We start from the raw sequence: 22,286 nt of genomic DNA, 5'->3' as shown, positions 1-22,286 counted from the left end.
ATCGTGTCGACACCCGTGAACCGCCAACTGCTGCTGAAGACGCGCCCCGAGGGGCGCGTCGGCCGCGAACATTTTTCGCTCGTCGAGACGCCGGTGCCGGCGCTCGCGGACGGCGAGGTGCTCGTGCGCGTGCTGTACCTGTCGATGGACCCGACCAACCGCGTGTGGATGAGCGACGTGCCGCAGTACCTGCCGCCTGTCGCGATCGGCGAGGTGATGCGCGCGCTCGGCATCGGGCGCGTGGTCGCGTCGCGTCATGCGGGGTTCGCGCCCGGCGATCTCGTGCAGGGGCTCGTCGGCTGGCAGGACTATGCGGTCGTGCCGGCCGACCAGGCCGCGCAGCTCGTGAAGCTGCCCGCGCAGTCGGGCCTGCCGCTGCCGACGCTGCTCGGCGCGTGCGGGATGAGCGGGCTGACCGCGTACTACGGGCTGACCGACATCGCGCCGGTGCAGCCGGGCGAGACGCTCGTCGTGTCGGCGGCGGCCGGATCGGTCGGCTCGATCGCCGGGCAGATCGGCAAGATCCACGGCGCGCGCGTGGTCGGCATCGCGGGCGGCGCGGACAAGTGCCGCTATCTGACCGAGACGCTCGGCTTCGACGCGGCCGTCGACTACAAGGCCGACGATTTCCGTCAGCAACTGAAGGCGGCGACGCCGGACGGCGTGCACGTGAACTTCGAGAACGTCGGCGGCGAGGTGATGCGCGCGGTGCTGTCGCGAATGGTGATCGGCGGGCGCGTCGCGCTGTGCGGCGTGATCTCGAACTACAACAGCGGCCGCGCGGCCGACGACGTCGGCGTGCTGATCTCGAAGCGGTTGACGATGCGCGGCTTCCTGATCCTGGACTACCGCAAGAGCCGCGAAGCCGTGCAGACGCTTGCCGGCTGGCTGCGCGACGGCCGGCTCAAGGCCGAGGAAACCGTGGCGGATGGTCTCGAGAATGCGCCTGACGTGCTCAATCGCCTGTTCGACGGCGACCATCGCGGCAAGCTCGTGCTGCGCGTCGATCCGGATGCGTGACGAGGCGGAGAGGCGGGTCGCCGGTTGCCGGCGACCGGTGCCGACTACAGTGAGTTCGATTAACCGGGCCGCATTTTAGGACTTGTCCCATATCTTGTCCCGGCCGCTCTCCCTAAAGTGATTGCCAGCAGACAGGCGGCGTGACCGACGCGTCACGCCGCCTTTTTTTGGTCACGCGAAAGGGGAGAGGGAACATGCGAAACGACGCGAAACGGGGGGCATCGGCATCGGGCGCGGTGCGCAATCGAACGGCATCGCGTACGGGTGCCGTGCAGCGGATCGCTGTCGGGCTCGGTGTCGCGCTGGCCATGTCGAGTGCGATGGCAAACGGGCAGGCGACGTCGGACGGCGTCGTGCATTTCACGGGCGCACTCGTCGATCTCTACGACGTGACGCTCGATGCGCCGTCCGGCGCCTTCGTTGAAGGGCGGGAGATGACCGGCAGCGCGGTGGCGACACTGCGGTTCGAAGCGCACGGCCGGCGCTTGCCGGGCGCGCAGGTGACGCTGGCCGCGGCCGATGGCACGCCGTTCGAGCCGGATGCCGGTTCGGGGGTACGCGCCACGTGGCGCGATGCGCGCGACGATCGAAGCGTGCCGCTGGTATCGGGGCGCGCGTATCGCGTCGGCCCGTACGGCGGTGTGATGACGGTTGCGGCGGATGACGAAACGGGCGCCGTGGCGCCCGTCGTCATCAACATCCGTCATCCTTGACGGCGCGCGTCACTCGCCCTGTTCCGAGCGTGCATAGATGTCCCAGCTCGCCATGAACAGCGCCGCCACGAGCGGCCCGATCACGAACCCGTTGATGCCGAACAGCGCCATCCCGCCGAGCGTCGAGATCAGCACGACCCAGTCGGGCATCTTCGTGTCCTTGCCGACGAGGATCGGGCGCAGCAGGTTGTCGACGAGGCCGATCACGCCGACGCAGAACGCGACGAGGATCACGCATTTCCAGACCGCGCCGATCATCAGGAAGTAGAGCGCCGCCGGTACCCACACGAGGCCCGCGCCGATCGCGGGCAGCAGCGACAGGAACGCCATCAGCGCGCCCCACAGCACGACGCCCTCGATGCCGAGGATCCAGAAGATCAGGCCGCCGAGCGCGCCCTGCACGAGCGCGACCGCGATGTTGCCCTTCACGGTGGCGCGCACGACCGTCGTGAATTTCGCGATCAGCAGGTTCTTGTGCTCGTCGTCGAGCGGCAGCGCGCGGCGCACGCGGCGGCCGATCTCGCCGCCGTCGCGCAGCAGGAAGAACACCATGTACAGCATCACGCCGAAGCTCACGATGAACTGGAACGTGTTCTGGCCGATGCTGAGCGCCTGGGTGGCCGCGAACTGGCTGATCTGCGCGGCGCCGTCGGTCAGCTTCTTCTGGATGCCCGGGATGTTGGTCAACCCGTATTTCTGCAGCAGGTGCTGGATCGACGACGGCAGCGCGTGAATGATGTCCTGGAAGTACTGCGAATAATTCGGCGGCGCCGACTTGATTTCCTGGTAGACATACGCGATTTCCTGCACGAGCGTCGCGGCGACGAACACGAGCGGCAGGATCACGATCAGGATGATCAGCGACAACGTGAGGAGCGCGGCCAGGTTGCGCCGCTTGCCGAAGCGCGCGGCGAGCCAGCGCTGCACGGGCTGGAACAGGATCGCGAGAATGGTGCCCCAGAACACGGCGCCGGAGAACGGCGCGAGGATCCAGCAGAGTCCGACGGTGACCGCGGCCAGCAGGAAATAGAAGAATTTTTGGTGATCGTGTCCGCTATCCATGGGTGGCGTTCGCGCAGATTGTTGCTTCGTTTGATTGAATTGCGTGGCCCGGCGCGCGATCGGCTCGCGAACGTCACGGGTTCGCGGCGGAGCGCGGCGCGGGGCGGCCCGAACGGGAGTATGCCCGCAAAGGCCCCGCGATCATAGCGGCTGCGTGTGACCCATGCGAAAACGCCGCGGCCGGGGCCGCGGCGCTGCCGGGAAGCGGGCGCGGCCCGAGGCCGCGTGCCGCATCGTCAGATGTTGAGCTTCGTCACCTTGGTGCCGTTCACCGACAGGTCGCCCATCAGGCCCGCGTTGGTCAGGACCAGCACCTCGACCGGTGCGGTGGCCGTGTTGGAGTCGACCGCGCCGTTCGCGCCGACCTTCACGACCGCGACCGACGCGTCGGCGCCGGCCGACCAGCCTTCGGACTTGCGGAACGAGTCGAGCGCATCCTGCGTCATGAACAGGAACACGATCGCCTTCGACTGCGCGCCGGCCTGCAGGCCGACCGACAGCGACGACGTGTTGTAGTAGCCGACGGTGCTGCCGCCGACGCGCAGCGCGCCATTGCCGGACTGGCCGCCGACGATGAAACCGGCCTGCAGCACGTTCGGGAACACGAGCGTGCCGCGCGATTTCGCGACGAGCTCACGCGAACCCGGCACCGTCGAATAGAGGCGCGACAGCGTGGCGTTCACGCTGGCGTCGATCGACTGGCGCTTCGATGCGCTGGCGGCGGGGCTGTCGGGTTTGTCGGGCGTGGTCGTGCAGCCGGCGAGCGCGAGGCTGCCGAGCATCACGGCGGCGGCGGCCTTCATGGCGAGAGACTTCTGCATGGCGGTTCTCCTTCGTTGTCTGATTGAAGATGGGCGGTGCGGGCAGCGGGGCGGCTGGCCGCGGTCAACGGCGGGACAGCAGCAGGCCCGCAACGAATGCGAGACCGGCCACGACGCCGGCGGTTTGCCACGGGTTGTCGTGCACGACCTGCGACACGCGTTCCGCCGACTCGCGCAGCCGGGCGGCCGCGCTGCCCGACGCGTAGTCGAGCGCGCCGCGTGCTTCGTCGAGTTTGGATTGCACGCGCTTGCGCAGGGCGGCGATATCGCCGTCGCCATCGTTTTTCAACAGGTCTTCCAGTTCGTCGACCAGCCCGCGCAGATCGTCGGTCACGTCCGCGTGCAGGTCGCGGGCGGCCGAGCGTGTCGTACGTCCCACGCGCCGGCCGGTGCGACGGATGTCGGAGAGGCCGCGGTCCAGCTTGTGTTCGATCGAGTCGGTGAGCGCCATGATGTTTATCCTCCTTCGATTCAAGGCCAATTTGAAGATAAGACGAATCCCAGCAACCAATGTGATTCACTTGACCCGATTGAGTTTCGAGACAATTTTTCAATTCGTCGGCGGAATTGCCGGGAAGCCCCGCCACGCGGGGCCGCGCGAAGATTGAAAAAAATTCTCAATTGGGCGAAACGCGTGCAGCTCAAAGCGATACGAAGTGAATGTGCGGTAAATATGGCGTCGCCCGGGGTACCAGGTAAATAGTGCCATTGCATGCGATGGGCTGATGCAAATGCACTAATCGACGCCGTACGGGCGAGCAGGGTTCGTGCCTGCGCCCGGCATTCGCGGGCCGTTGCCCAGTGCGAGGTCGACGACGACGGGATCGTGGTCCGATGACCGATACGCGTCGGGTGCGTAATAGGACGACCGATGCGCGGCCGTTTTGTAATCGGGCACCGGTTGCAGGGCAAACGGTTCATCGGCGTTGATGTGCCAGACGTGCACGGCCCTGACGCGCGCGGCCAGGCCCGGCGTCGCGAGCGCGTGATCGAGGCTGCCGGCTTCGCCGCCGAATACGTAGCTGTACGCAGTATCACCGACGAAGCGTGCCACCAGGTTCGTATAGCCGCGCGCTTCGAGCGCACGAACGGGGTCTTCCTTCGCATAGCTGTTCAGGTCGCCGATCAGCAGCACGCCGTCGGCCGCGGCGCCCGTCGGCGACGTGGCGAGCCAGTCGGCGACGCGCACGGCTGCCCGCGTGCGGGCCGCATTCCAGCAGCCCTGGCCGTCCGACTGGTCGCGATCGGCGCCGCTCGCGTTCGGGCAGTTCTTCGACTTCAGGTGATTGACCGCGACCGTGAACGCACGTGTGCCGCCGACGCGCCGGAATGTCTGCGCGAGCGGCGGTCGGTGCCGGCCGCCCAGCGTGACGGTGGCGGCGCGCCCGACCGGCTCGACCGCGCGGCTGTCGTACAGCAGCGCCACCGCGATCGCATCGTCGCCGAGCCGCGCGGTACCGGGATCGACCGCGCGCCAGCCGTCGCCGAGTTGCGTGGCGAGACGCCGCACGGCGCTCGTGTCGCCGTGGCCGTTGTTCGCGATTTCCATCAGCCCGATCACGTCGGCGTCCAGCGCGCGCAACGCCGCGACGATCTTTGCTTCCTGTCGCGCGAATGCCGCGGGTGATTTTGCGCCGCGATCGGCCGCTGCGCCGAATCCGCCGCCGTGGCCGTCGCCGTTGAAGTAGTTGAAAACGTTGAACGACACGATGCGCACGTCGGCGTCGGGATGCCGGCGTGGCGCATCGGTACGCGGATTCGTCGCGGCGTCGAACACCGGTGGTGCGCCGGCGGCCGGTTGCAGGCGCCACGCGCCGTAGCGCAGCTCGAGCACGCCTTCGACGCCGCGCACCGTGTAGCCCGCGCGCAGCGTGTTGGCGGCGCTCAGTGCGGGTGGCGGATAGCGGACTGCCGTGCGATCGAGGCGGTTCGAGCCGTCGTCGAGCACGATGCGGTTGCGCGCGTTGGCCGCCGCGCGCACCGCGGCCTCGGCGGGCGGCGCGACCTGGGTCGGGATGCGCAGCCGGCCGTTGCTGAGCACGACGCTGCCGTAGCGGCCGAGTTCGTGCGTGTCGCTGACCGTCAGCGTTTGCGGCAGGCGCACCAGCATGCTTTCGTGCGCGGCCAGCACGTCCGGCGTGGCGACCGGCAGCGTGAGCGTGGCGGGCGTGACCGTCTGCCCGCGTGCGCAGACGGCGATGCCGCCCGTCAGCGTGAATTGCGTGCGGCCGTATCGATCGTCGACCCGGCCGGTGAGATGCACGAGATCGCCGGCGTTCGCGCGTGCGTTCGGCGCGTATACGAACAGGCCTTCCGGGACGCCCGGCGTGCGCTTGCGCCGCGCGTCGGCCTGCTGGACGAAGAAGCCGCCGAGGCCGTCGGCCCCGCCGAACGCCGCCGTGACGACGGCCTCGATCGACGTCGTGTGCCCTGCCGCCGGCGACGGGCCGCCGGCGCGGCGCAGGTCGGCAATCGCCGAGGTCGCGCCGCCGCAGCCGGCGCTGACCGGCAGCGCGGCCCCGGCCGGGCGGACGAAGAGGGCGGGCAACAGCGCAACGGCAAGCAGCGGCGGCAGGCGTGACATGGGGCGGTCCTCGGGAAGAAAATCCGACAGTTCGGGCCTGCATCCTGAAGGCAAAATGTCAGGAAGCGGCCGAATGGGCCGTCAGGCCAGTGCCGATCGGCCAACGATGTCGGCCGGCCGCATCGCGGCTGTTACGCTTTCGCATCGGGTGCCGCGTGCCGATCGCGCGGCGAACGCTGCCGCGCCCCGTCCCCACAGGAGAAATCCATGTCTTACATGCTGTTGATTGTCGAACCGACCGAACAGCGCGCCGAGCGCACGCTCGACGAAGGTCAGGCGCTGTACGCGCGGATGGTCGATTTCGCCGAGACGTTGAAGGCGCGCGGCGTGCTGCGCGGCGTCGAGTCGCTGGAGCGCTCCGAGCGCGGCACGCGCGTGCAGGTGCGCGACGGCGAGACGCGCCTGCTCGACGGCCCGTTCGCGGAGGCAAAGGAAATGGTCGGCGGCTTCTTCCTCGTCGATGTCGACACGCGCGAAGAGGCGATCGAGATCGCGCGCCAGTGCCCGGCCGCGCAATGGTGCACGGTCGAGGTTCGGGCGGTGGGGCCGTGCTTCCTGTAACGACGGCGATTCGGTATTTACCCTGATGTGTCGCGGCGCGTGTCGATCCGGCCGTCTTTCGTCCGTCGTCCGGATAAGGCCCCGATGAACGGGCGCCTCCTGCCATCGACGACAAGGAGTACACGATGCGATTCATGATCATGATCCGGGCGAACGCCGTCAGCGAATCCGACGCGTTGCCGGACAACCGGCTGGTCGAGGCCATGACCGTCTATCACGAGGAACTGGCCAAGGCCGGCGTGCTGCTCGACGCGAACGGGCTGCGGCCGAGCGCGCGCGGCTGGCGCGTGCGCTACACGGGCGGCAAGGGCACGGTGGTCGACGGGCCGTTTGCCGAAACGAAGGAACTGATCGCCGGTTACACGCTGATCCAGGTGCGTTCGCGCGACGAGGCGCTCGAATGGACGCGGCGGTTTCCCGCGCCGTTCGGTGCCGAGATGGATTGCGAGATCGAGGTGCGGCCGCTGTTCGAACTCGACGACCTTACGCCGAGCGATGCGGTCGAGCGGTTCCGCGATCTCCACGTCGGCCGCGCCGGCGCCTGAGCGTCCACGTCGATTCAACTTCACCGGGAGCACCCGTCATGCACAAGATGGTCTTCATCAACCTGCCCGTGGCCGACCTGCCGCGCTCGAAGGCGTTCTACCAGGCCCTCGGCTTCGAAGTCGTGCCGGCCTATACCAACGACCAGGCCGCCTGCATCAAGATCAGCGACACGATCTTCGCGATGCTGCTCGTGCGGCCGTTCTTCCAGACCTTTACCGGCAAGACGATCATCGATCCGGCGACGCAGGTGCAGGTGCTGTCGTGCCTGTCGTGCGACAGCCGCGCCGAGGTCGACGCGATCGTCGCGAAGGCGCTCGCGGCCGGCGGCTCCGCGCCGCAGGCCCCGCGCGAGTATCCGAACATGTACGGCCACGGGTTCGACGATCCGGACGGCCACGCATGGGAGCTGATGGCCATGCCGCTGGACGCGTCGGGCCAGGGGCAGGCGTCGTGACGCTTGAGGCGACGCATCGTGCGATCGAAGCGGTCTGGCGGATCGAGGCGCCGAAGATCATCGCGCGTGCCGCGCGCGTGGTGCGCGACGTCGGCGTGGCCGAGGAACTGGCGCAGGACACGCTCGTCGCGGCGCTCGAACACTGGCCCGTCGACGGCGTGCCCGACAATCCGGCCGCGTGGCTGATGACGGCCGTGAAGCGCCGCGCGCTCGACCGTGTCCGGCAGGAGTCGCTGCATGCGGCGAAGCGCGACCAGCTCGGTCACGAGATGGACGCGCTCGAAGCGCACGTCGTCCCCGACATCGCGGAGGCGCTCGCCGACGCGAGCGAGGACGACATCGGCGACGACCTGCTGCGGCTGATCTTCACGTCGTGCCACCCGGTGCTGTCGACCGATGCGCGGGTCGCGCTGACGCTGCGGCTGCTCGGCGGCCTGACGACCGGCGAGATCGCGCGTGCGTTCCTGACGCCCGAGCCGACGATCGCGCAGCGGATCGTGCGGGCGAAGCGCACGCTGTCGGCCGCGCACGTGCCGTTCGAGGTGCCGGCCGCCGATGCACGGCCGGCACGGCTCGCGTCGGTGCTCGAAGTGATCTACCTCGTGTTCAACGAAGGCCATGCGGCGACCGCCGGCGACGACTGGACGCGTCCGGCGCTGTGCGACGAAGCGCTGCGGCTCGGCCGCGTGCTGGCCGGACTCGCGCCGGACGAGAGCGAAGTGCTCGGGCTCGTCGCGCTGATGGAACTGCAGGCGTCGCGCATGCATGCGCGCACCGATGCGCAGGGCCGGCCGGTGCTGCTGCTCGATCAGGATCGCAGCCGCTGGGATCCGCTGCTGATCCGGCGCGGCCTCGCGGCGCTGGAGCGGGCGACCAAGCTCGGCGGCGTGCGCGGGCCGTATGCGCTGCAGGCCGCGCTGGCGGCCTGCCATGCGCGTGCGCGGCAGGCGTCGGATACCGACTGGGCGCAGATCGTCGCGCTGTACGACGCGCTCGCCGAGGTTGCCCCGTCGCCGGTCGTCGAGTTGAATCGCGCGGTGGCGGTGGGGATGGCGTTCGGGCCGGCCGCGGCCCTCGACATCGTCGATGCGTTGCGCGACGATCCCGCGCTCGCGCGTTATCACTGGCTGCCGAGCGTGCGCGGCGACCTGCTGGCCAAGCTCGGCCGCACCGACGAAGCCCGGCTGGAGTTCCGGCGCGCGGCGGACATGACGCGCAACGCGCGCGAACGCGAATTACTGCTCAAGCGCGCGACCGATGCCTGACGCATGAGGCATGACCCACGCGGAGCGCGCCGAACGCATGGTCCCGACGCCACCCGCGCCCCCACCCGACACTATCGCGCGCATTGAAAAAGCCTATTGGGGGATGCGAACGCGAGCGCCTAGATTGAAGAGCACGATGTGCGCGCCCCGGCACACGCATCGTTCCCCACATACTTCATCGGCCCGGCTTCGCACGCGGCCGCGCCGACTCGAACGGAGGCGCAAATGGCTCAACTCAAGGGCAGCAAAACCGAAGAGAACCTGAAGGCCGCATTCGCGGGTGAATCGCAGGCGAACCGGCGCTATCTGTATTTCGCTTCGAAGGCCGACGTCGAAGGGCAGAACGACGTCGCCGCGCTGTTCCGCTCGACCGCCGAAGGCGAAACGGGCCATGCGCACGGCCATCTCGAATACCTGGAAGCGGTCGGCGATCCGGCCACGGGCTTGCCGTTCGGTTCGTCGCGGCTGAATCTCGAATCGGCGATCGCCGGCGAGACGCACGAATACACCGACATGTATCCGGGCATGGCGAAGACCGCGCGGGACGAAGGCTTCGGCGAAATCGCGAACTGGTTCGAAACGCTGGCGAAAGCCGAACGCAGCCACGCGAACCGCTATACGAAGGCGCTGGACAGTCTCGTCGACTGACGGGCCGCCGCGGGCCGCACGGCATCGCCGCGCGTCCGGCATGCGGCCGGCCGTTCGTTCATCGCTGCCCGCCGCGCGCGGGCGGCGCGCTCGCGCGCATGCGCGCCACGCTGGAGCGCCCCATGCCCCACAAGGAAGGCAGTCTCGAAGCCCCGACCCGGCATCCGCTCGACTGGCAGTCCGATGCGTTCTACGACCAGGCCGCGATCGATGCGGAAATGACGCGCGTGTTCGACATCTGCGCCGGGTGTCGGCGTTGCGTGTCGCTGTGCGGCGCGTTTCCGGCGCTGTTCGACCTGGTCGACGACACGCCGATGGGCGACATCGAGGAAGTGCCGAAGGCAGCGTTCGGCGAGGTCGTCGACCAGTGTTATTTGTGCGACCTCTGCTACATGACGAAATGCCCGTACGTGCCGCCGCACGCATGGAACGTCGACTTCCCGCACCTGATGCTGCGCGGCAAGGCCGCGCGCTACCGGCGCGGCGAAGTGGCGTTGCGCGACAAGGTGCTGTCGAATACCGATGCGCTCGGTCATTTCGCGGGCATTCCGATCGTCACGCAGGCCGTCAACGCGGTGAACCGCACGCCGCCCGCCCGCCACGCGCTCGAAGCGGCGCTCGGCGTCGATCGCGACGCATGGCTGCCGGAGTTCGCGCCGCGCAAGTTCCGGCGCGCCGCGCAGCGCTCCGGCAACCCGCCCGTGCGCGACGGTGAACGCACGCCCGGCAAGGTCGCGATCTACGCGACGTGCTACGTGAATTTCAACGAACCGGGCATCGGCCACGATCTGCTCGCGATCCTCGCGCATAACGACATCCCGTACGAACTCGTCGCGCGCGAAGCCTGCTGCGGCATGCCGCTGCTCGAGCAGGGCAACCTCGCGGGCGTGGCCGCGAAGAAGGCCGCGAACATCCCGGTGCTCGAACGCTATGCGCGCGAAGGCTACGCGCTGATCGGCGCGATTCCGAGCTGCGTGCTGATGTACAAGAGCGAGCTGCCGCTGATGTTCCCCGGCGACGACGCGGTGCGCGCGGTGGCCGATGCGTTCTGGGATCCGTTCGAATACGTGATCGCGCGCCATCGCGACGGGCTGCTGAAGACCGATTTCAAGACCGGCCTCGGCACCGTGTCGTATCACGTGCCGTGCCATGCGCGCGTGCAGAACATCGGCCGCAAGACCGCCGACGCGCTGTCGCTCGTGCCCGATACGCGCGTGAACGTCGTCGAGCGTTGCTCGGGGCATGCGGGCACGTTCGGCGTGAAGAAGGAATTCCATGCGGACGCGATGCGGATCGGCGCACCCGTGTTCAAGGCGATGGCCGAGCCGCGGCCGGACGTCGTGTCGTCCGACTGCGCGCTGGCCGGCCATCACATCGTGCAGGGCATCGACGAGAAGGGGCTGCCGTCCGCGCCGCTCGCGCATCCGCTCACGCTGCTGCGCCGCGCCTACGGCGTCTGACGACGCCCGCCATCCTCGAGGACCTCTCATGACGCTGACCCGCGACTCCCTGCTGACGCTCGAGGCGTACGCGAAGATCCGCCGGGCCGAACACGCGCGGCTCGTCGCGTACAAGCGCCGCCGCGCGGTGGCGCTAGGCAACCATCTGCGCTTCCTGTTCGAGGACGAGACGACGATCCGCTATCAGATCCAGGAGATGCTGCACATCGAGAAGATCTTCGACGAGGCAGGCATCGAAGGCGAGCTGGACGCGTATCTGCCGCTGATACCCGACGGCACCAACCTGAAGGCGACGATGCAGATCGAATACGAGCACGAGGCCGAGCGGCGCGCGGCGCTCGCGCGGCTGATCGGCGTCGAGGATCGCGTGTACGTGCGGGTCGACGGGCATGCGAGCGTCTACGCGATCGCCGACGAGGATCTCGAGCGCGACACCGCCGAGAAGACGTCGGCCGTGCACTTCGTGCGTTTCGAACTCGACGCGCCGATGCGCGCGGCGCTCAAGGGCGGGGCGGCGCTGTCGATCGGCTGCGATCATCCTGCCTATACGATGCCGCCGCAGCGCATCGACGCGGACGTGACCGCATCGCTGGCCGGCGACCTGCGCTGACCGAGCGCCGCGCGTCCCGCGCGCCCGGTTTCCGCCGTTCCGTTCCGACCCGAAACAGGGGGCCGCCCGGCTGTCGCCGCGAAGATGTAACACGCGTCACGAATTTGCACGCGGAGACATACCGTGCATCGCGCGTCACCGCCCTTTCATCACTCGCAGAGAAACAATATCAAGATTGTGTACGAAGATAATCACGGCGAACGGAAATTGAATGATTTACCGATTCGTGAATCTCTTGTTACGAATTTTCCCATGATTTACCGATTTTAGGCAGCAGTTCCGGCGATTGTTGCCGGCAAGGGTCGGACCAGCCTGTAACCGGTTATTTCAAGCCATTCTTCATACCCTGTAGAGCCCCGCCAGGCGGGCCTTTGCAGCGACGGGCATAAAGATCTCGCAAAAAAATTCAAGCGTAAATGGATTGCGCATCAATGGCAGGTTGTTTCAGTGCGTAACATTAAGTCATTGTCATATTGAGATAAACCCTGAGGATGGTATGCTTCGTGCACAAAAATTCCCACATTGGAGTGAGACCGTGATTTGTGCGCCATTGCCGGGAATCACGGCACCGTAAAAGTGCGGTGCCGAGCCGGCATGCACAACACCGGATAACCATAATGTGCAACCTGGCCGCCCCCGCGACGCGAAGTGTCGCAATGGCGCCGCCAATCGCAGCCCGGCCTGGCTGCGTGGAGAGATCTACTATGTTCTTCGATGAGCTTAACGATGAAGAGTGGTTTCGTCTTTCAACGCTGATCGCCGATGAACCCATCCGGCTGAATCGTCGCGGGCGTCCGCGCGCCGAACCGCGCGTCGTCGCCAATGCGGTGCTCTGGATCCTGACGACCGGTGAAGCCTGGTCCAAGCTGCCCGGCCGCTATCCGTCCGGGCCGACGTGCCGCCGCCGCTACGAGGAGTGGCTTGCGAACGGCACGCTGCTGCAGATGATCGACGTGCTGACCCAGTTCAGCGGGCGCACGTTCGCGTATATTCCGCCGCCGCCGGTGCCTGTGGTTCCCGCGCGCCGTGTGGAATCCGTGCCCGACAACGATCGCTTGCGCGGCGTGTTCTGGCAAAACCCCGAGTCGTGGCAATTGCCGGTCGCTCAGGCAAACGTTTGGGAGGGCGAAGGTGCGTCGGTCAGCGCGAGGCAGGACGATGCGGTGATCGACCGGTCCGACGCATCGTTCGTGGTGCCCGGCGCGCCGTCGACGGAGTTGCGTCATGCGCATGTGTCGTCGGCGAGCTTCGCCGCGGCCGAACCGCAAGTCGACTCGTATCGCGGCTATACGATCAGCGGCACCGCGCAGCCGGTGCAGAACCTGATGTATCGCGCGTGGGCCGAGATCTCGCAGGACGACCGGCGCGTGGAACGCTCGGGCCTGATCGGCCCGCGCTTTACCGACGCCGAGGAAGCCGAGCAGTACGCGCTCGACTGGGCGCGCCAGTGGATCGATCGCCACGGCGCGAGCGACGAGCCGGCGCGCGCGCCGCAAAGCGAGGTGCTGGCCGGTCTGTCGGCGCTGTCGCGTGCGGAGTCCGACATCAAGCGCTTCATCGCCGAGCGTCATACCGGTGCGCTGACCGAAAGCCGCAACGATCCGGTGCAGTCGGAACGTCGCGAGTACGCGTACCGCGTCGGCTGATCGCGGTGCCGATGCGAGGCGCGGGCCGTCGTGTGCCACGACGCCCGCGCGTGCCTGCCCGGGTACGTTCGCGAGACCGTTGTCGGTGTGAACGGGCCTGGCCCCCGGGGCGCCGCCGTCGAAGCGGCGCCCCGGGCGTTTGATGCATCACTGGCGGCCGTAGGTATCGTCGAAGCGGACGATGTCGTCCTCGCCGAGATACGCGCCCGATTGCACTTCGATCAGTTCGAGCGGCATCTTGCCCGGGTTCTCCAGGCGGTGCGAGACGCCGAGCGGGATGTAGGTCGATTCGTTTTCGGACAGCAGGAACGTTTCGTCGCCGCGCGTGATGCGCGCGGTGCCGCGCACGACGATCCAGTGTTCGGCGCGGTGGTGATGCATCTGCAGCGACAGTTGCGCGCCCGGCTTCACGACGATGCGCTTCACCTGGAAGCGCTCGCCCATGTCGACCGAGTCGTAGTGGCCCCACGGGCGATGCACCTTGCGGTGATCGGTGGCTTCCGCGCCGCGTTGCGCCTTGATGCGGCCGACGATTTTCTTCACGTCCTGCACGCGCGACTTGTCCGCGACGAGCACCGCGTCGGGCGTTTCGACGACGACGAGGTTCTGCGTGCCGACGCAGGCGACGAGCCGGCTTTCCGAATGCGCGAAAGTCGATTCGGCGCCTTCGAACAGCACATGGCCGCGGCCGACGTTCTGCGCATCGTCCTTCGGCGAGATCTGCCAGATCGCGTCCCACGACCCGACGTCCGACCAGCCGGCGTCGAGCGGCACGACCACGCTTTCGCACAGTTGCGGCAGGCTCGCGAGCGGCTCCATCACCGCGTAGTCGATCGAGTTCGACGGCGACGCGGCGAACGCTTCGCGATCGACACGGAAGAAATCGCCGTCGTCCTTGCCCTGGGCGACGGCCGTTTCGCACGCGGCGTAGATCGCCGGCTCGAGCTGGCGGATCGCCTTCAGCCAGACCGACGCGCGCACGATGAAGATCCCGCTGTTCCACCAGTATTCGCCCGATGCGACGTACTGCTGGGCGAGTTCGAGGTGCGGCTTCTCGACGAAACGGTCGAGGCGGCGCACGTCGAGGCTGCCGGTCGCGGCGTCGCCGAGCGGCGCACCCACGCGGATGTAGCCGTAGCCGGTCTCCGCGTGCTTCGGCACGATGCCCATCGTCGCGATCTTGCCTTGCGCGGCGCAGTGCACGCCGGCCGCGACCGCTGCATGAAAGCGCGGCAGGTCGGCGACCGCGTGGTCGGCCGGCATCACCGTCATCACCGCATCGTTGCCGCCGGCGACGAGCCGCAGCGCGGCCAGCGTGAGCGCGGGCGCGGTGTCGCGGCCGAGCGGCTCGAGCATGATCGTCGCGCGCTTGGCCGTCAGGCGCAGCTGTTCGGCGGTCGTGAAGCGGTGATCCTCGCCGCACACGATCAGCACGTCGTCGTTCAGCGGATGGTCGGCCGCGAGGCCGTCGAGGCGCAGGGCGGTCGACTGCAGCAGCGAATGATCGCCGAGCAGGCCGATCAGCTGTTTCGGAAAACGTTCGCGCGACATCGGCCACAGGCGTGTGCCGGAGCCGCCGGCAAGAATCACCGGTTGCACCGCGAGGCGCGTGCCGGCGGCGGGGGCGGCGGAAGAAGCATGGCGCGTTTCGGCTGCCACGGCCGGAGCATTCATGATGGCACTCTCCACGGTTGAAGTCAGTGCCTGTCGTTGTAGCATGAAGTAAATCGACAATAAAACCGGGCCCATTGCCTGATATTCATCGGGCATTCATCTGGAAAAATTTTCCGCGCTAGCATCGGATGCAAATAAAAAAATAAAAAATAATTCCGTCTGCCGGCGGCTGGCGCTTGCCTGTAAATGGATTGAGCCGAACGTAAAGTTTCCGAAAAATTCTCGATTTCAGATCGATTCGGGAAAACGTGCCGAATTAATTCAAAAAGTTCGCGGCAAGAATTTCCGATTATTTTTCGAAATACTTGTGCGCTTGAGGGGGGATTTTCTTGTCGCTTCAATAGCGTCATGCAACGTTTGAATCGAAGGTGCGGCACGGGTCGCACGAGGAGCTGTTCGGCAAACGCCTGTTCAAAGAGGAAGCAGACATGTTGAGCGTGCTGGCGAGAGTCATCGATATCGCGATGGTCGTAGCGGGGGCGCTGATCGCCGCCGCGCTGCACGACGGCAGTATCTGGCTCAACGACCTGCAGCGCACGACGGTGCTGTTCGACTGCCTGCTCGTCGTCGTGTTCTTTCCGGCCATCGGCATTTACCAGTCGTGGCGCGGCAAGCGTCTCGTCGGGCTGGTGGGCCGGGTCGCGTTCGCGTGGCTCGTGGTCGAGCTCGCGGGCATCCTGATGAGCTTCAGCTTTCACCAGTCGGGCGAACTGTCGCGGCTGTGGCTCGGCTACTGGGCGCTCGTGACGATGGCGCTGCTCGCCGGCTCGAAGACGTGCGTGCACGTCGTGCTGCGGCAGCTGCGTCGCGGCGGCTACAACCTGAAGGCGGTCGCGATCGTCGGCGGTACGCCGGCGGCGCGGCGGCTGATCGCGCAGATGCGGGCGCGGCCGGAAGCCGGTTTCAACCCGGTGTGCGTGTACGACGAAAGCGAGGCGCCGGGCGAAGTGGCGCTCGACGACGTGCGCATCGAGCGGCAGTTCGAATCGCTGGTGTGGCTGGTGCGCAGCCGCGCGATCAGCGAGCTGTGGCTCACGCTGCCGATCACGGAGGAGCGCCGGATTCACCAGATCGTGACGGTGTTCCGCCACGACTTCGTGAATATCCGCTTCATCCCGGACGTGCGCACGCTGTCGTTCTTCAACCAGGAAGTGGTCGAGGTGCTCGGCGTGCCGGCGATCAACCTCGCGGCGTCGCCGATCACCGACGTGCGGATCCTGCCGAAGTTCGTGTTCGACCGGCTGTTCGCGCTGGCGGCGCTCACGGCGCTCGCGCCGGTGATGGTGCTGATCGCGGCCCTGATCAAGCTGACGTCGCGCGGGCCGGTGTTCTTTCGCCAGAAGCGCAAGGGCATCGACGGGCACGAGTTCGAGATCTACAAGTTTCGCTCGATGAAGGTGCATCAGGAAGTGGCCGGGCAAGTCACGCAGGCGACGAAGAACGACACGCGCGTGACGCCGGTCGGCCGGTTCCTGCGCCGCACGAGCCTCGACGAGCTGCCGCAGTTCATCAACGTGCTGAAGGGCGAGATGTCGGTCGTCGGCCCGCGCCCGCATGCGCTCGCGCACGACGACATCTACAAGGATCTGGTCAAGGGCTACATGTTCCGCTACCGGATCAAGCCGGGCATCACCGGGTGGGCGCAGATCAACGGGTATCGCGGCGAGACCGACCAGATCGAGAAGATGATGGGGCGCGTGAAGCTCGATCTGTACTACATGCAGAACTGGTCGTTCTGGCTCGACATCAAGATCGTCGTGCTGACGCTCTGGAAAGGCTTTACCGGCAGCAACGCGTACTGACGCGCCGCGCAGGCGTTCCGGTTTTACGAATTTCGAATCATTGGTCACGAGGTCCGACACATCATGAATCTGACTATCATCGGCAGCGGTTACGTAGGTCTTGTCACCGGCGCCTGTCTCGCCGACATCGGGCACGACGTGTTCTGTCTCGACGTCGACCAGGCAAAGATCGACGTCCTGAACAACGGCGGCGTGCCGATCCACGAGCCGGGCCTGAAGGAAGTCATCGCGCGCAACCGCGCGGCCGGCCGCCTGCGCTTCTCGACCGACGTCGAGGCCGCGGTCGCGCACGGCGATGTGCAGTTCATCGCGGTCGGCACGCCGCCCGACGAGGACGGCTCGGCGGACCTGCAGTACGTGCTCGCCGCCGCGCGCAACATCGGCCGCTACATGACGGGCTTCAAGGTGATCGTCGACAAGTCGACGGTGCCGGTCGGCACGGCCGAGCGCGTGCGCGCGGCGGTTGCCGAGGAGCTCGCGAAGCGCGGCGGCGACCAGATGTTCTCGGTCGTGTCGAATCCGGAATTCCTGAAGGAAGGCGCGGCCGTCGACGATTTCACGCGTCCGGACCGCATCGTGATCGGCTGCGACGACGACGTGCCGGGCGAGCGCGCCCGCGAACTGATGAAGAAGCTGTACGCGCCGTTCAACCGCAACCACGAACGCACGCTGTACATGGACGTGCGCTCGGCCGAGTTCACGAAGTACGCGGCCAACGCGATGCTCGCGACGCGCATCTCGTTCATGAACGAGCTGGCGAACCTCGCGGACCGCTTCGGCGCGGACATCGAGGCCGTGCGCCGCGGGATCGGCTCCGATCCGCGCATCGGCTATCACTTCCTGTATGCCGGCTGCGGCTACGGCGGCTCGTGCTTCCCGAAGGACGTCGAGGCGCTGATCCGCACGGCCGACGAGCACGGGCAGGCGCTGCAGATCCTGAAGGCCGTGTCGTCGGTCAACGCGACGCAAAAGCGCGTGCTCGCCGACAAGATCGTCGCGCGTTTCGGCGAGGACCTGACGGGCCGCACGTTCGCGATCTGGGGCCTGGCGTTCAAGCCGAACACCGACGACATGCGCGAAGCGCCGAGCCGCGAGCTGATCGCCGAGCTGCTGTCGCGCGGTGCACGCATCGCCGCGTACGACCCGGTCGCGCAGCAGGAAGCGCGCCGCGTGATCGCGCTCGATCTCGCCGATCACCCGAGCTGGCTGGCGCGCCTGACCTTCGTCGACGACGAGGCGCAGGCCGCGCGCGACGCCGACGCGCTCGTGATCGTCACCGAATGGAAGATCTTCAAGAGCCCCGACTTCGTCGCGCTCGGCCGCCTGTGGAAAGCGCCGGTGATCTTCGACGGCCGCAACCTGTACGAGCCGGAGACGATGAGCGAGCAGGGCATCGAGTACCACCCGATCGGCCGGCCGGGCTCGCGTCAGGCCGTCGCCGCCCGCGTGCCCGGCGCCGCGCGCGCGAGTGCGTAACCCGTTTCCCGTCACTCGTTACGAGGCGCCATGTTCCGGAACATCCTGATCGTCTGCCACGCGAACGTTTGCCGCAGCCCGGCAGCGGAAATGCTGTTCAAGTCGCACGCCGCGTCGCGCGGCGGCCCGCGCCCGACCTTTCACTCGGCCGGCGTGCACGCGAATGACGGCGACGGCATCGATCCGGTGATGCGGCAACTGCTCGCCGAGCGGGGCGTCGATGCGACGACCCACCGCTCGCGGCGGCTGTCGCGCCGGCTGGTGCGCGACGCCGACCTGATTCTCGTCAGCGAGCGCGGACAGATCGCGGCCGTCGAATCGGTCGATCCGTTCGCGCGCGGCAAGGTCCACCTGCTCGGCAAGTGGGAAGGGGCCGAGATTGCCGACCCGCACGGCGGCCCCGAGGCCGACTACCGCGAGAGCTACTCACTGATCGAACGTCTGGTTCAAGGATGGCTACAGAAACTATGCTGAAACGCCCGATGCGCCCGGTGGCGCTTGCCGTCGCGCTGACGACTTTCCTGTCGGCCTGTGCAACCGCTCCCGGCAACTACCTCGACTCGTCGAACCTGAAGGACGAAGGTCGGCAGCAAGCCGCCGAAACCTATCCGGTGCATTACATCGACGCCAAAGTGGTGATGGACCAGCTGCAGAAGGCGCAGGTCGACCATCCGCTGCCGCCGGGACGTTACACCGACCCGTCGCAGTACACCTATCGCGTGGGCCCGCAGGACATCCTCGGCGTCACCGTGTGGGACCACCCCGAGCTGACGACGCCGCAGGGCCAGTCGTTCTCGAGCGGCGGCAACACGACGCAATCGGTCGCGGGCGCGCTGCAGCAGCCGTATACGACCGCGCTGCCGGGCCAGGCCGATCCGTATGGCCAGACGGTGGGCGCCGACGGCACGATCTTCTTCCCGTTCGTCGGCCGCGTGCGCGTGGCGGGCAAGACCGTCGCGCAGATCCGCGACGAGATGGCGTCCGGCCTGTCGCGCTACGTGAAGAATCCGCAGCTCGACGTGCGCGTGCTGTCGTTCCGCAGCCAGAAGGTGCAGGTGACGGGCGAGGTGAAGCAGCCGGGCCCGCTCGCGATGAGCGACGTGCCGCTGACGCTCGTCGACGCGATCTCGCGCTCGGGCGGCTCGACCAACGAGGCCGACCTGCAGCGCGTGCGCCTGACCCGCGACGGCAAGCTCTACACGCTCGACGCGAACGGCGTGCTCGATCGCGGCGAAGTCAACAAGAACGTGATGCTGCAGGCGGGCGACATCATCAACGTGCCGGACCGCAGCGACAGCCGTGTGTTCATCATGGGCGAGGTCAAGACGCCGGTCACGGTGCCGATGCTCAAGGGCCGGCTGACCATCGCCGACGCGCTGACCGCGGGCGGCGGCATCCTCGACACCGACGCGAACCCGCGCAAGATCTACGTGATGCGCGGGATGCGCGACAACCCGACGAAGCCCGAAGTGTTCCGTCTCGACATGACGCAACCCGATGCGCTGATGCTGTCGAGCCGCTTCCCGCTTCAACCGCTCGACGTCGTCTACGTCAGCACGGCCAGCTCGGTGCAGTTCAACCGTGTGCTGCAGCAGGTGCTGCCGACGATCCAGACGATCTTCTACATGCGGCAAATCACGCGCTGATAGCCCGCCGGGGCGGCGCCTCCGCCCCGGCACCACTCAAGCGGGAACGAATGGTGAACACGCAAGCGAAACACTCCTACGCGGATCTGTCCGTGAAAACCGAGGAAGAGGACGTCGTCCTCGGCCAGTTGCTCCAGGTGATCATGGACGACATCTGGCTGCTGCTCGGCATCGCGGTGACGGTCGTCGCGCTCGCCGGCCTCTACTGCTACGTGGCGAAGCCGGTGTACCAGGCCGACGTCCACGTGCGGGTCGAGAGCAACGACAACACGTCGCAGGCGCTCACGCAGACGCAGACCGGCGCGACGATCAACACCGGTCCGCAGCAGGCGCAGACCGATGCGGAAATCGAGATCATCAAGAGCCGCGGCGTCGTCGCGCCGGTGGTCGATCAGTTCAAGCTGAATTTCTCGATCGCGCCGAAGACGCTGCCGGTGATCGGCAGCCTCGCCGCGCGCCTCGCGACGGCGGGCGTGCCGTCGCGGCCGTGGCTCGGCCTGAAGTCGTATGCGTGGGGCGGCGAAGTCGCCGACGTCGATTCGATCAGCGTCGTGCCGGCGCTCGAAGGCAAGAAGCTGACGCTGACGGCCGGCCCGGACGGCACCTATTCGCTGGTCGATCCGAACGGGACGCGGCTGCTGTCGGGCCATGTCGGCGAAGCGGCGCAGGGCGGCGGCGTGACGCTGCTCGTGCAGAAGCTCGTCGCGCGCCCCGGCACGCAGTTCACGGTGGTCCGCTACAACGATCTCGACGCCATCAGCGGCTTCCAGGCCGGCATCCAGGTGACCGAGCAGGGCAAGCAGACGGGCGTCGTGCAGATCTCGCTCGAAGGCAAGGACCCGGACCAGACCGCCGCGATCGCGAACGCGCTCGCGCAGTCGTACCTGAACCAGCACGTGGTCGCGAAGCAGGCCGAGGCGACCAAGATGCTCGACTTCCTGAAGGGCGAGGAACCGCGCCTGAAGGCCGACCTCGAACGCGCGGAAGCCGCGCTGACGCAGTACCAGCGCACGTCGGGCTCGATCAACGCGAGCGACGAGGCGAAGGTCTACCTCGAAGGCAGCGTGCAGTACGAACAACAGATCGCCGCGCAGCGCCTGCAGCTCGCGTCGCTCGCGCAGCGCTTCACCGATTCGCACCCGATGGTGATCGCGGCCAAGCAGCAGCTCGCGGAACTGCAGGGCGAGAAGGACAAGTTCAGCAACCGCTTCCGCAGCCTGCCGGCCACCGAAGTGAAGGCCGTCCAGCTCCAGCGCGACGCGAAGGTCGCCGAGGACATCTACGTGCTGCTGCTGAACCGCGTGCAGGAACTGTCGGTGCAGAAGGCCGGCACGGGCGGCAACATCCACCTCGTCGATTCGGCGCTGCGTCCGGGCGATCCGGTCAAGCCGAAGAAGGTGCTGATCCTGTCGGCGGCCGTGTTCCTGGGCCTGATCCTCGGCACGGGCGTGGTGTTCCTGCGCCGCAACCTGTTCCAGGGCATCGAGGATCCGGACCGCATCGAGCGCACGTTCAACCTGCCGCTGTACGGGCTGGTGCCGCAAAGCGCCGAGCAGGTGAAGCTCGACGCGGCGGCCGAGAAGGGCGGCGGCCGCGCGCGGCCGATCCTCGCGAGCCTGCGTCCGAAGGATCTCAGCGTCGAGAGCCTGCGCAGCCTGCGCACCGCGATGCAGTTCGCGATGATGGACGCGAAGAACCGCGTGATCGTGCTGACGGGCCCGACGCCGGGCATCGGCAAGAGTTTCCTGACGGTCAACCTCGCGGTGCTGCTCGCCCATTCGGGCAAGCGCGTGCTGCTGATCGACGCCGACATGCGCCGCGGCCTGCTCGATCGCTATTTCGGCCTGACCGCGCAGCCGGGCCTGTCCGAGTTGCTGAGCGACCAGGCGCCGCTCGAGGATGCCGTGCGCGAAACGCCGGTGCAGGGCCTGTCGTTCATCGCGGCCGGCACGCGTCCGCCGAACCCGTCGGAGCTGCTGATGTCGTCGCGCCTGCCGCAATACCTCGAAGGGCTCGGCAAGCGCTACGACGTCGTGCTGATCGATTCGCCGCCGGTGCTGGCGGTGACCGACGCGACCATCATCGGCCGCATGGCCGGCTCGACGTTCCTCGTGCTGCGCTCGGGCATGCATACCGAAGGCGAGATCGCCGATGCGATCAAGCGCCTGCGCACCGCGGGTGTCGACCTGGAAGGCGGGATCTTCAACGGCGTGCCGCCGAAGGCGCGCGGCTACGGCCGCGGTTATGCGGCCGTGCATGAATACCTGAGCGCCTGATCCGTCTGGCGCGTAACCGGGC

20 protein-coding genes are annotated in these 22,286 nt (G+C 67.4%); 15 read left to right on the top strand and 5 right to left on the bottom strand.

Going from position 1 to position 22,286, the window contains the following annotated elements:
• Positions 1 to 3 precede the first annotated feature (3 nt).
• Entirely contained in the window at positions 4 to 1,020 is a 1,017-nt protein-coding gene (locus AC0KUR_RS02185; protein ID WP_034185682.1) for an NADP-dependent oxidoreductase, read from the top strand.
• A gap of 194 nt (positions 1,021 to 1,214) precedes the next feature.
• The gene (locus AC0KUR_RS02180) at positions 1,215 to 1,733 is read left to right on the top strand and encodes a thioesterase (RefSeq protein ID WP_473375280.1); all 519 of its coding nucleotides are present in this window, start codon (positions 1,215 to 1,217) and stop codon (positions 1,731 to 1,733) included.
• Between the two features lie 9 nt (positions 1,734 to 1,742).
• Here AC0KUR_RS02180 and AC0KUR_RS02175 read toward each other — a convergent pair whose 3' ends face one another.
• The 4 genes from AC0KUR_RS02175 to AC0KUR_RS02160 form a co-directional block, all read right to left on the bottom strand.
• Positions 1,743 to 2,795 carry an AI-2E family transporter gene (locus AC0KUR_RS02175; protein ID WP_473375279.1) on the bottom strand — a complete coding sequence of 351 codons (1,053 nt, stop codon included), beginning with the start codon at positions 2,793 to 2,795 and terminating at the stop codon, positions 1,743 to 1,745.
• A 236-nt stretch (positions 2,796 to 3,031) separates the two neighbouring features.
• On the bottom strand, positions 3,032 to 3,616 hold the full coding sequence (locus AC0KUR_RS02170) for a BPSL1445 family SYLF domain-containing lipoprotein (RefSeq protein WP_034185685.1): 585 nt from the start codon (positions 3,614 to 3,616) through the stop codon (positions 3,032 to 3,034).
• A 64-nt stretch (positions 3,617 to 3,680) separates the two neighbouring features.
• Positions 3,681 to 4,067, bottom strand: a complete 387-nt coding sequence (locus tag AC0KUR_RS02165; RefSeq protein WP_034185686.1) for an ElaB/YgaM/YqjD family protein — start codon at positions 4,065 to 4,067, stop codon at positions 3,681 to 3,683.
• Positions 4,068 to 4,352: 285 nt separating this feature from the next.
• The gene (locus AC0KUR_RS02160; protein ID WP_473375278.1) at positions 4,353 to 6,200 is read right to left on the bottom strand and encodes an ExeM/NucH family extracellular endonuclease; all 1,848 of its coding nucleotides are present in this window, start codon (positions 6,198 to 6,200) and stop codon (positions 4,353 to 4,355) included.
• A 207-nt stretch (positions 6,201 to 6,407) separates the two neighbouring features.
• On the opposite strand from AC0KUR_RS02160, the gene AC0KUR_RS02155 reads away from it, so the two are divergent.
• The 8 genes from AC0KUR_RS02155 (at position 6,408) to AC0KUR_RS02120 (ending at position 13,390) form a co-directional block, all read left to right on the top strand.
• On the top strand, positions 6,408 to 6,761 hold the full coding sequence (locus AC0KUR_RS02155; RefSeq protein WP_034185688.1) for a YciI family protein: 354 nt from the start codon (positions 6,408 to 6,410) through the stop codon (positions 6,759 to 6,761).
• Positions 6,762 to 6,886: 125 nt separating this feature from the next.
• Positions 6,887 to 7,306, top strand: a complete 420-nt coding sequence (locus tag AC0KUR_RS02150) for a YciI family protein (protein WP_034185689.1) — start codon at positions 6,887 to 6,889, stop codon at positions 7,304 to 7,306.
• A 38-nt stretch (positions 7,307 to 7,344) separates the two neighbouring features.
• Positions 7,345 to 7,761 carry a VOC family protein gene (locus AC0KUR_RS02145; protein ID WP_034185690.1) on the top strand — a complete coding sequence of 139 codons (417 nt, stop codon included), beginning with the start codon at positions 7,345 to 7,347 and terminating at the stop codon, positions 7,759 to 7,761.
• Entirely contained in the window at positions 7,758 to 9,026 is a 1,269-nt protein-coding gene (locus AC0KUR_RS02140) for an RNA polymerase sigma factor (RefSeq protein WP_049029219.1), read from the top strand. Before AC0KUR_RS02145 ends, AC0KUR_RS02140 begins: the two co-directional genes overlap by 4 nt.
• 225 nt (positions 9,027 to 9,251) lie before the next feature.
• Positions 9,252 to 9,674, top strand: a complete 423-nt coding sequence (locus tag AC0KUR_RS02135) for a rubrerythrin family protein (RefSeq protein ID WP_473375277.1) — start codon at positions 9,252 to 9,254, stop codon at positions 9,672 to 9,674.
• A 122-nt stretch (positions 9,675 to 9,796) separates the two neighbouring features.
• On the top strand, positions 9,797 to 11,134 hold the full coding sequence (locus tag AC0KUR_RS02130; RefSeq protein WP_473375276.1) for a heterodisulfide reductase-related iron-sulfur binding cluster: 1,338 nt from the start codon (positions 9,797 to 9,799) through the stop codon (positions 11,132 to 11,134).
• Between the two features lie 28 nt (positions 11,135 to 11,162).
• A complete protein-coding gene (locus AC0KUR_RS02125; protein WP_034185692.1) occupies positions 11,163 to 11,744 on the top strand; it encodes a DUF3501 family protein in 582 nt (193 codons plus the stop codon).
• A 704-nt stretch (positions 11,745 to 12,448) separates the two neighbouring features.
• The gene (locus tag AC0KUR_RS02120) at positions 12,449 to 13,390 is read left to right on the top strand and encodes a DUF6566 family protein (protein WP_034185693.1); all 942 of its coding nucleotides are present in this window, start codon (positions 12,449 to 12,451) and stop codon (positions 13,388 to 13,390) included.
• 147 nt (positions 13,391 to 13,537) lie between these two features.
• Here the strand turns inward: AC0KUR_RS02120 and AC0KUR_RS02115 are convergent, their stop codons facing one another.
• Positions 13,538 to 15,064: a mannose-1-phosphate guanylyltransferase/mannose-6-phosphate isomerase gene (locus AC0KUR_RS02115; protein ID WP_034185694.1), complete on the bottom strand. Its 1,527-nt coding sequence runs from the start codon at positions 15,062 to 15,064 to the stop codon at positions 13,538 to 13,540.
• A gap of 428 nt (positions 15,065 to 15,492) precedes the next feature.
• Here AC0KUR_RS02115 and AC0KUR_RS02110 point away from each other — a divergent pair, with 428 nt between their 5' ends.
• The 5 genes from AC0KUR_RS02110 to AC0KUR_RS02090 all read left to right on the top strand — a co-directional run bounded on the left by AC0KUR_RS02110 (position 15,493) and on the right by AC0KUR_RS02090 (position 22,264).
• On the top strand, positions 15,493 to 16,866 hold the full coding sequence (locus tag AC0KUR_RS02110; protein WP_034185967.1) for an undecaprenyl-phosphate glucose phosphotransferase: 1,374 nt from the start codon (positions 15,493 to 15,495) through the stop codon (positions 16,864 to 16,866).
• 63 nt (positions 16,867 to 16,929) lie between these two features.
• On the top strand, positions 16,930 to 18,342 hold the full coding sequence (locus AC0KUR_RS02105; protein WP_059558449.1) for a UDP-glucose dehydrogenase family protein: 1,413 nt from the start codon (positions 16,930 to 16,932) through the stop codon (positions 18,340 to 18,342).
• Between the two features lie 30 nt (positions 18,343 to 18,372).
• Complete coding sequence (locus AC0KUR_RS02100; protein WP_034185696.1) at positions 18,373 to 18,816, top strand: low molecular weight protein-tyrosine-phosphatase; 444 nt, start codon at positions 18,373 to 18,375, stop codon at positions 18,814 to 18,816.
• Positions 18,810 to 19,988, top strand: a complete 1,179-nt coding sequence (locus AC0KUR_RS02095) for a polysaccharide biosynthesis/export family protein (protein ID WP_034185697.1) — start codon at positions 18,810 to 18,812, stop codon at positions 19,986 to 19,988. Before AC0KUR_RS02100 ends, AC0KUR_RS02095 begins: the two co-directional genes overlap by 7 nt.
• Positions 19,989 to 20,038: 50 nt before the next feature.
• On the top strand, positions 20,039 to 22,264 hold the full coding sequence (locus tag AC0KUR_RS02090) for a polysaccharide biosynthesis tyrosine autokinase (protein WP_034185698.1): 2,226 nt from the start codon (positions 20,039 to 20,041) through the stop codon (positions 22,262 to 22,264).
• The last annotated feature ends 22 nt before the right edge of the window (positions 22,265 to 22,286 follow it).

Source organism: Burkholderia sp. YHN3-13 (assembly GCF_055810675.1).
Note: the sequence above shows the minus strand (reverse complement) of the source record. Positions and strands in the feature narration are given on the sequence as shown.

What these genes read in the sequence shown, in the direction of transcription:
- AC0KUR_RS02180 (WP_473375280.1), top strand. Translation starts at nt 1,215, where the DNA reads ATGCGAAACGACGCGAAACGGGGGGCATCGGCATCGGGCGCGGTGCGC.
- AC0KUR_RS02175 (WP_473375279.1), bottom strand. Translation starts at nt 2,795, where the DNA reads ATGGATAGCGGACACGATCACCAAAAATTCTTCTATTTCCTGCTGGCC.
- AC0KUR_RS02170 (WP_034185685.1), bottom strand. Translation starts at nt 3,616, where the DNA reads ATGCAGAAGTCTCTCGCCATGAAGGCCGCCGCCGCCGTGATGCTCGGC.
- AC0KUR_RS02165 (WP_034185686.1), bottom strand. Translation starts at nt 4,067, where the DNA reads ATGGCGCTCACCGACTCGATCGAACACAAGCTGGACCGCGGCCTCTCC.
- AC0KUR_RS02160 (WP_473375278.1), bottom strand. Translation starts at nt 6,200, where the DNA reads ATGTCACGCCTGCCGCCGCTGCTTGCCGTTGCGCTGTTGCCCGCCCTC.
- AC0KUR_RS02155 (WP_034185688.1), top strand. Translation starts at nt 6,408, where the DNA reads ATGTCTTACATGCTGTTGATTGTCGAACCGACCGAACAGCGCGCCGAG.
- AC0KUR_RS02150 (WP_034185689.1), top strand. Translation starts at nt 6,887, where the DNA reads ATGCGATTCATGATCATGATCCGGGCGAACGCCGTCAGCGAATCCGAC.
- AC0KUR_RS02145 (WP_034185690.1), top strand. Translation starts at nt 7,345, where the DNA reads ATGCACAAGATGGTCTTCATCAACCTGCCCGTGGCCGACCTGCCGCGC.
- AC0KUR_RS02135 (WP_473375277.1), top strand. Translation starts at nt 9,252, where the DNA reads ATGGCTCAACTCAAGGGCAGCAAAACCGAAGAGAACCTGAAGGCCGCA.
- AC0KUR_RS02130 (WP_473375276.1), top strand. Translation starts at nt 9,797, where the DNA reads ATGCCCCACAAGGAAGGCAGTCTCGAAGCCCCGACCCGGCATCCGCTC.
- AC0KUR_RS02125 (WP_034185692.1), top strand. Translation starts at nt 11,163, where the DNA reads ATGACGCTGACCCGCGACTCCCTGCTGACGCTCGAGGCGTACGCGAAG.
- AC0KUR_RS02120 (WP_034185693.1), top strand. Translation starts at nt 12,449, where the DNA reads ATGTTCTTCGATGAGCTTAACGATGAAGAGTGGTTTCGTCTTTCAACG.
- AC0KUR_RS02115 (WP_034185694.1), bottom strand. Translation starts at nt 15,064, where the DNA reads ATGAATGCTCCGGCCGTGGCAGCCGAAACGCGCCATGCTTCTTCCGCC.
- AC0KUR_RS02110 (WP_034185967.1), top strand. Translation starts at nt 15,493, where the DNA reads ATGTTGAGCGTGCTGGCGAGAGTCATCGATATCGCGATGGTCGTAGCG.
- AC0KUR_RS02105 (WP_059558449.1), top strand. Translation starts at nt 16,930, where the DNA reads ATGAATCTGACTATCATCGGCAGCGGTTACGTAGGTCTTGTCACCGGC.
- AC0KUR_RS02100 (WP_034185696.1), top strand. Translation starts at nt 18,373, where the DNA reads ATGTTCCGGAACATCCTGATCGTCTGCCACGCGAACGTTTGCCGCAGC.
- AC0KUR_RS02095 (WP_034185697.1), top strand. Translation starts at nt 18,810, where the DNA reads ATGCTGAAACGCCCGATGCGCCCGGTGGCGCTTGCCGTCGCGCTGACG.
- AC0KUR_RS02090 (WP_034185698.1), top strand. Translation starts at nt 20,039, where the DNA reads ATGGTGAACACGCAAGCGAAACACTCCTACGCGGATCTGTCCGTGAAA.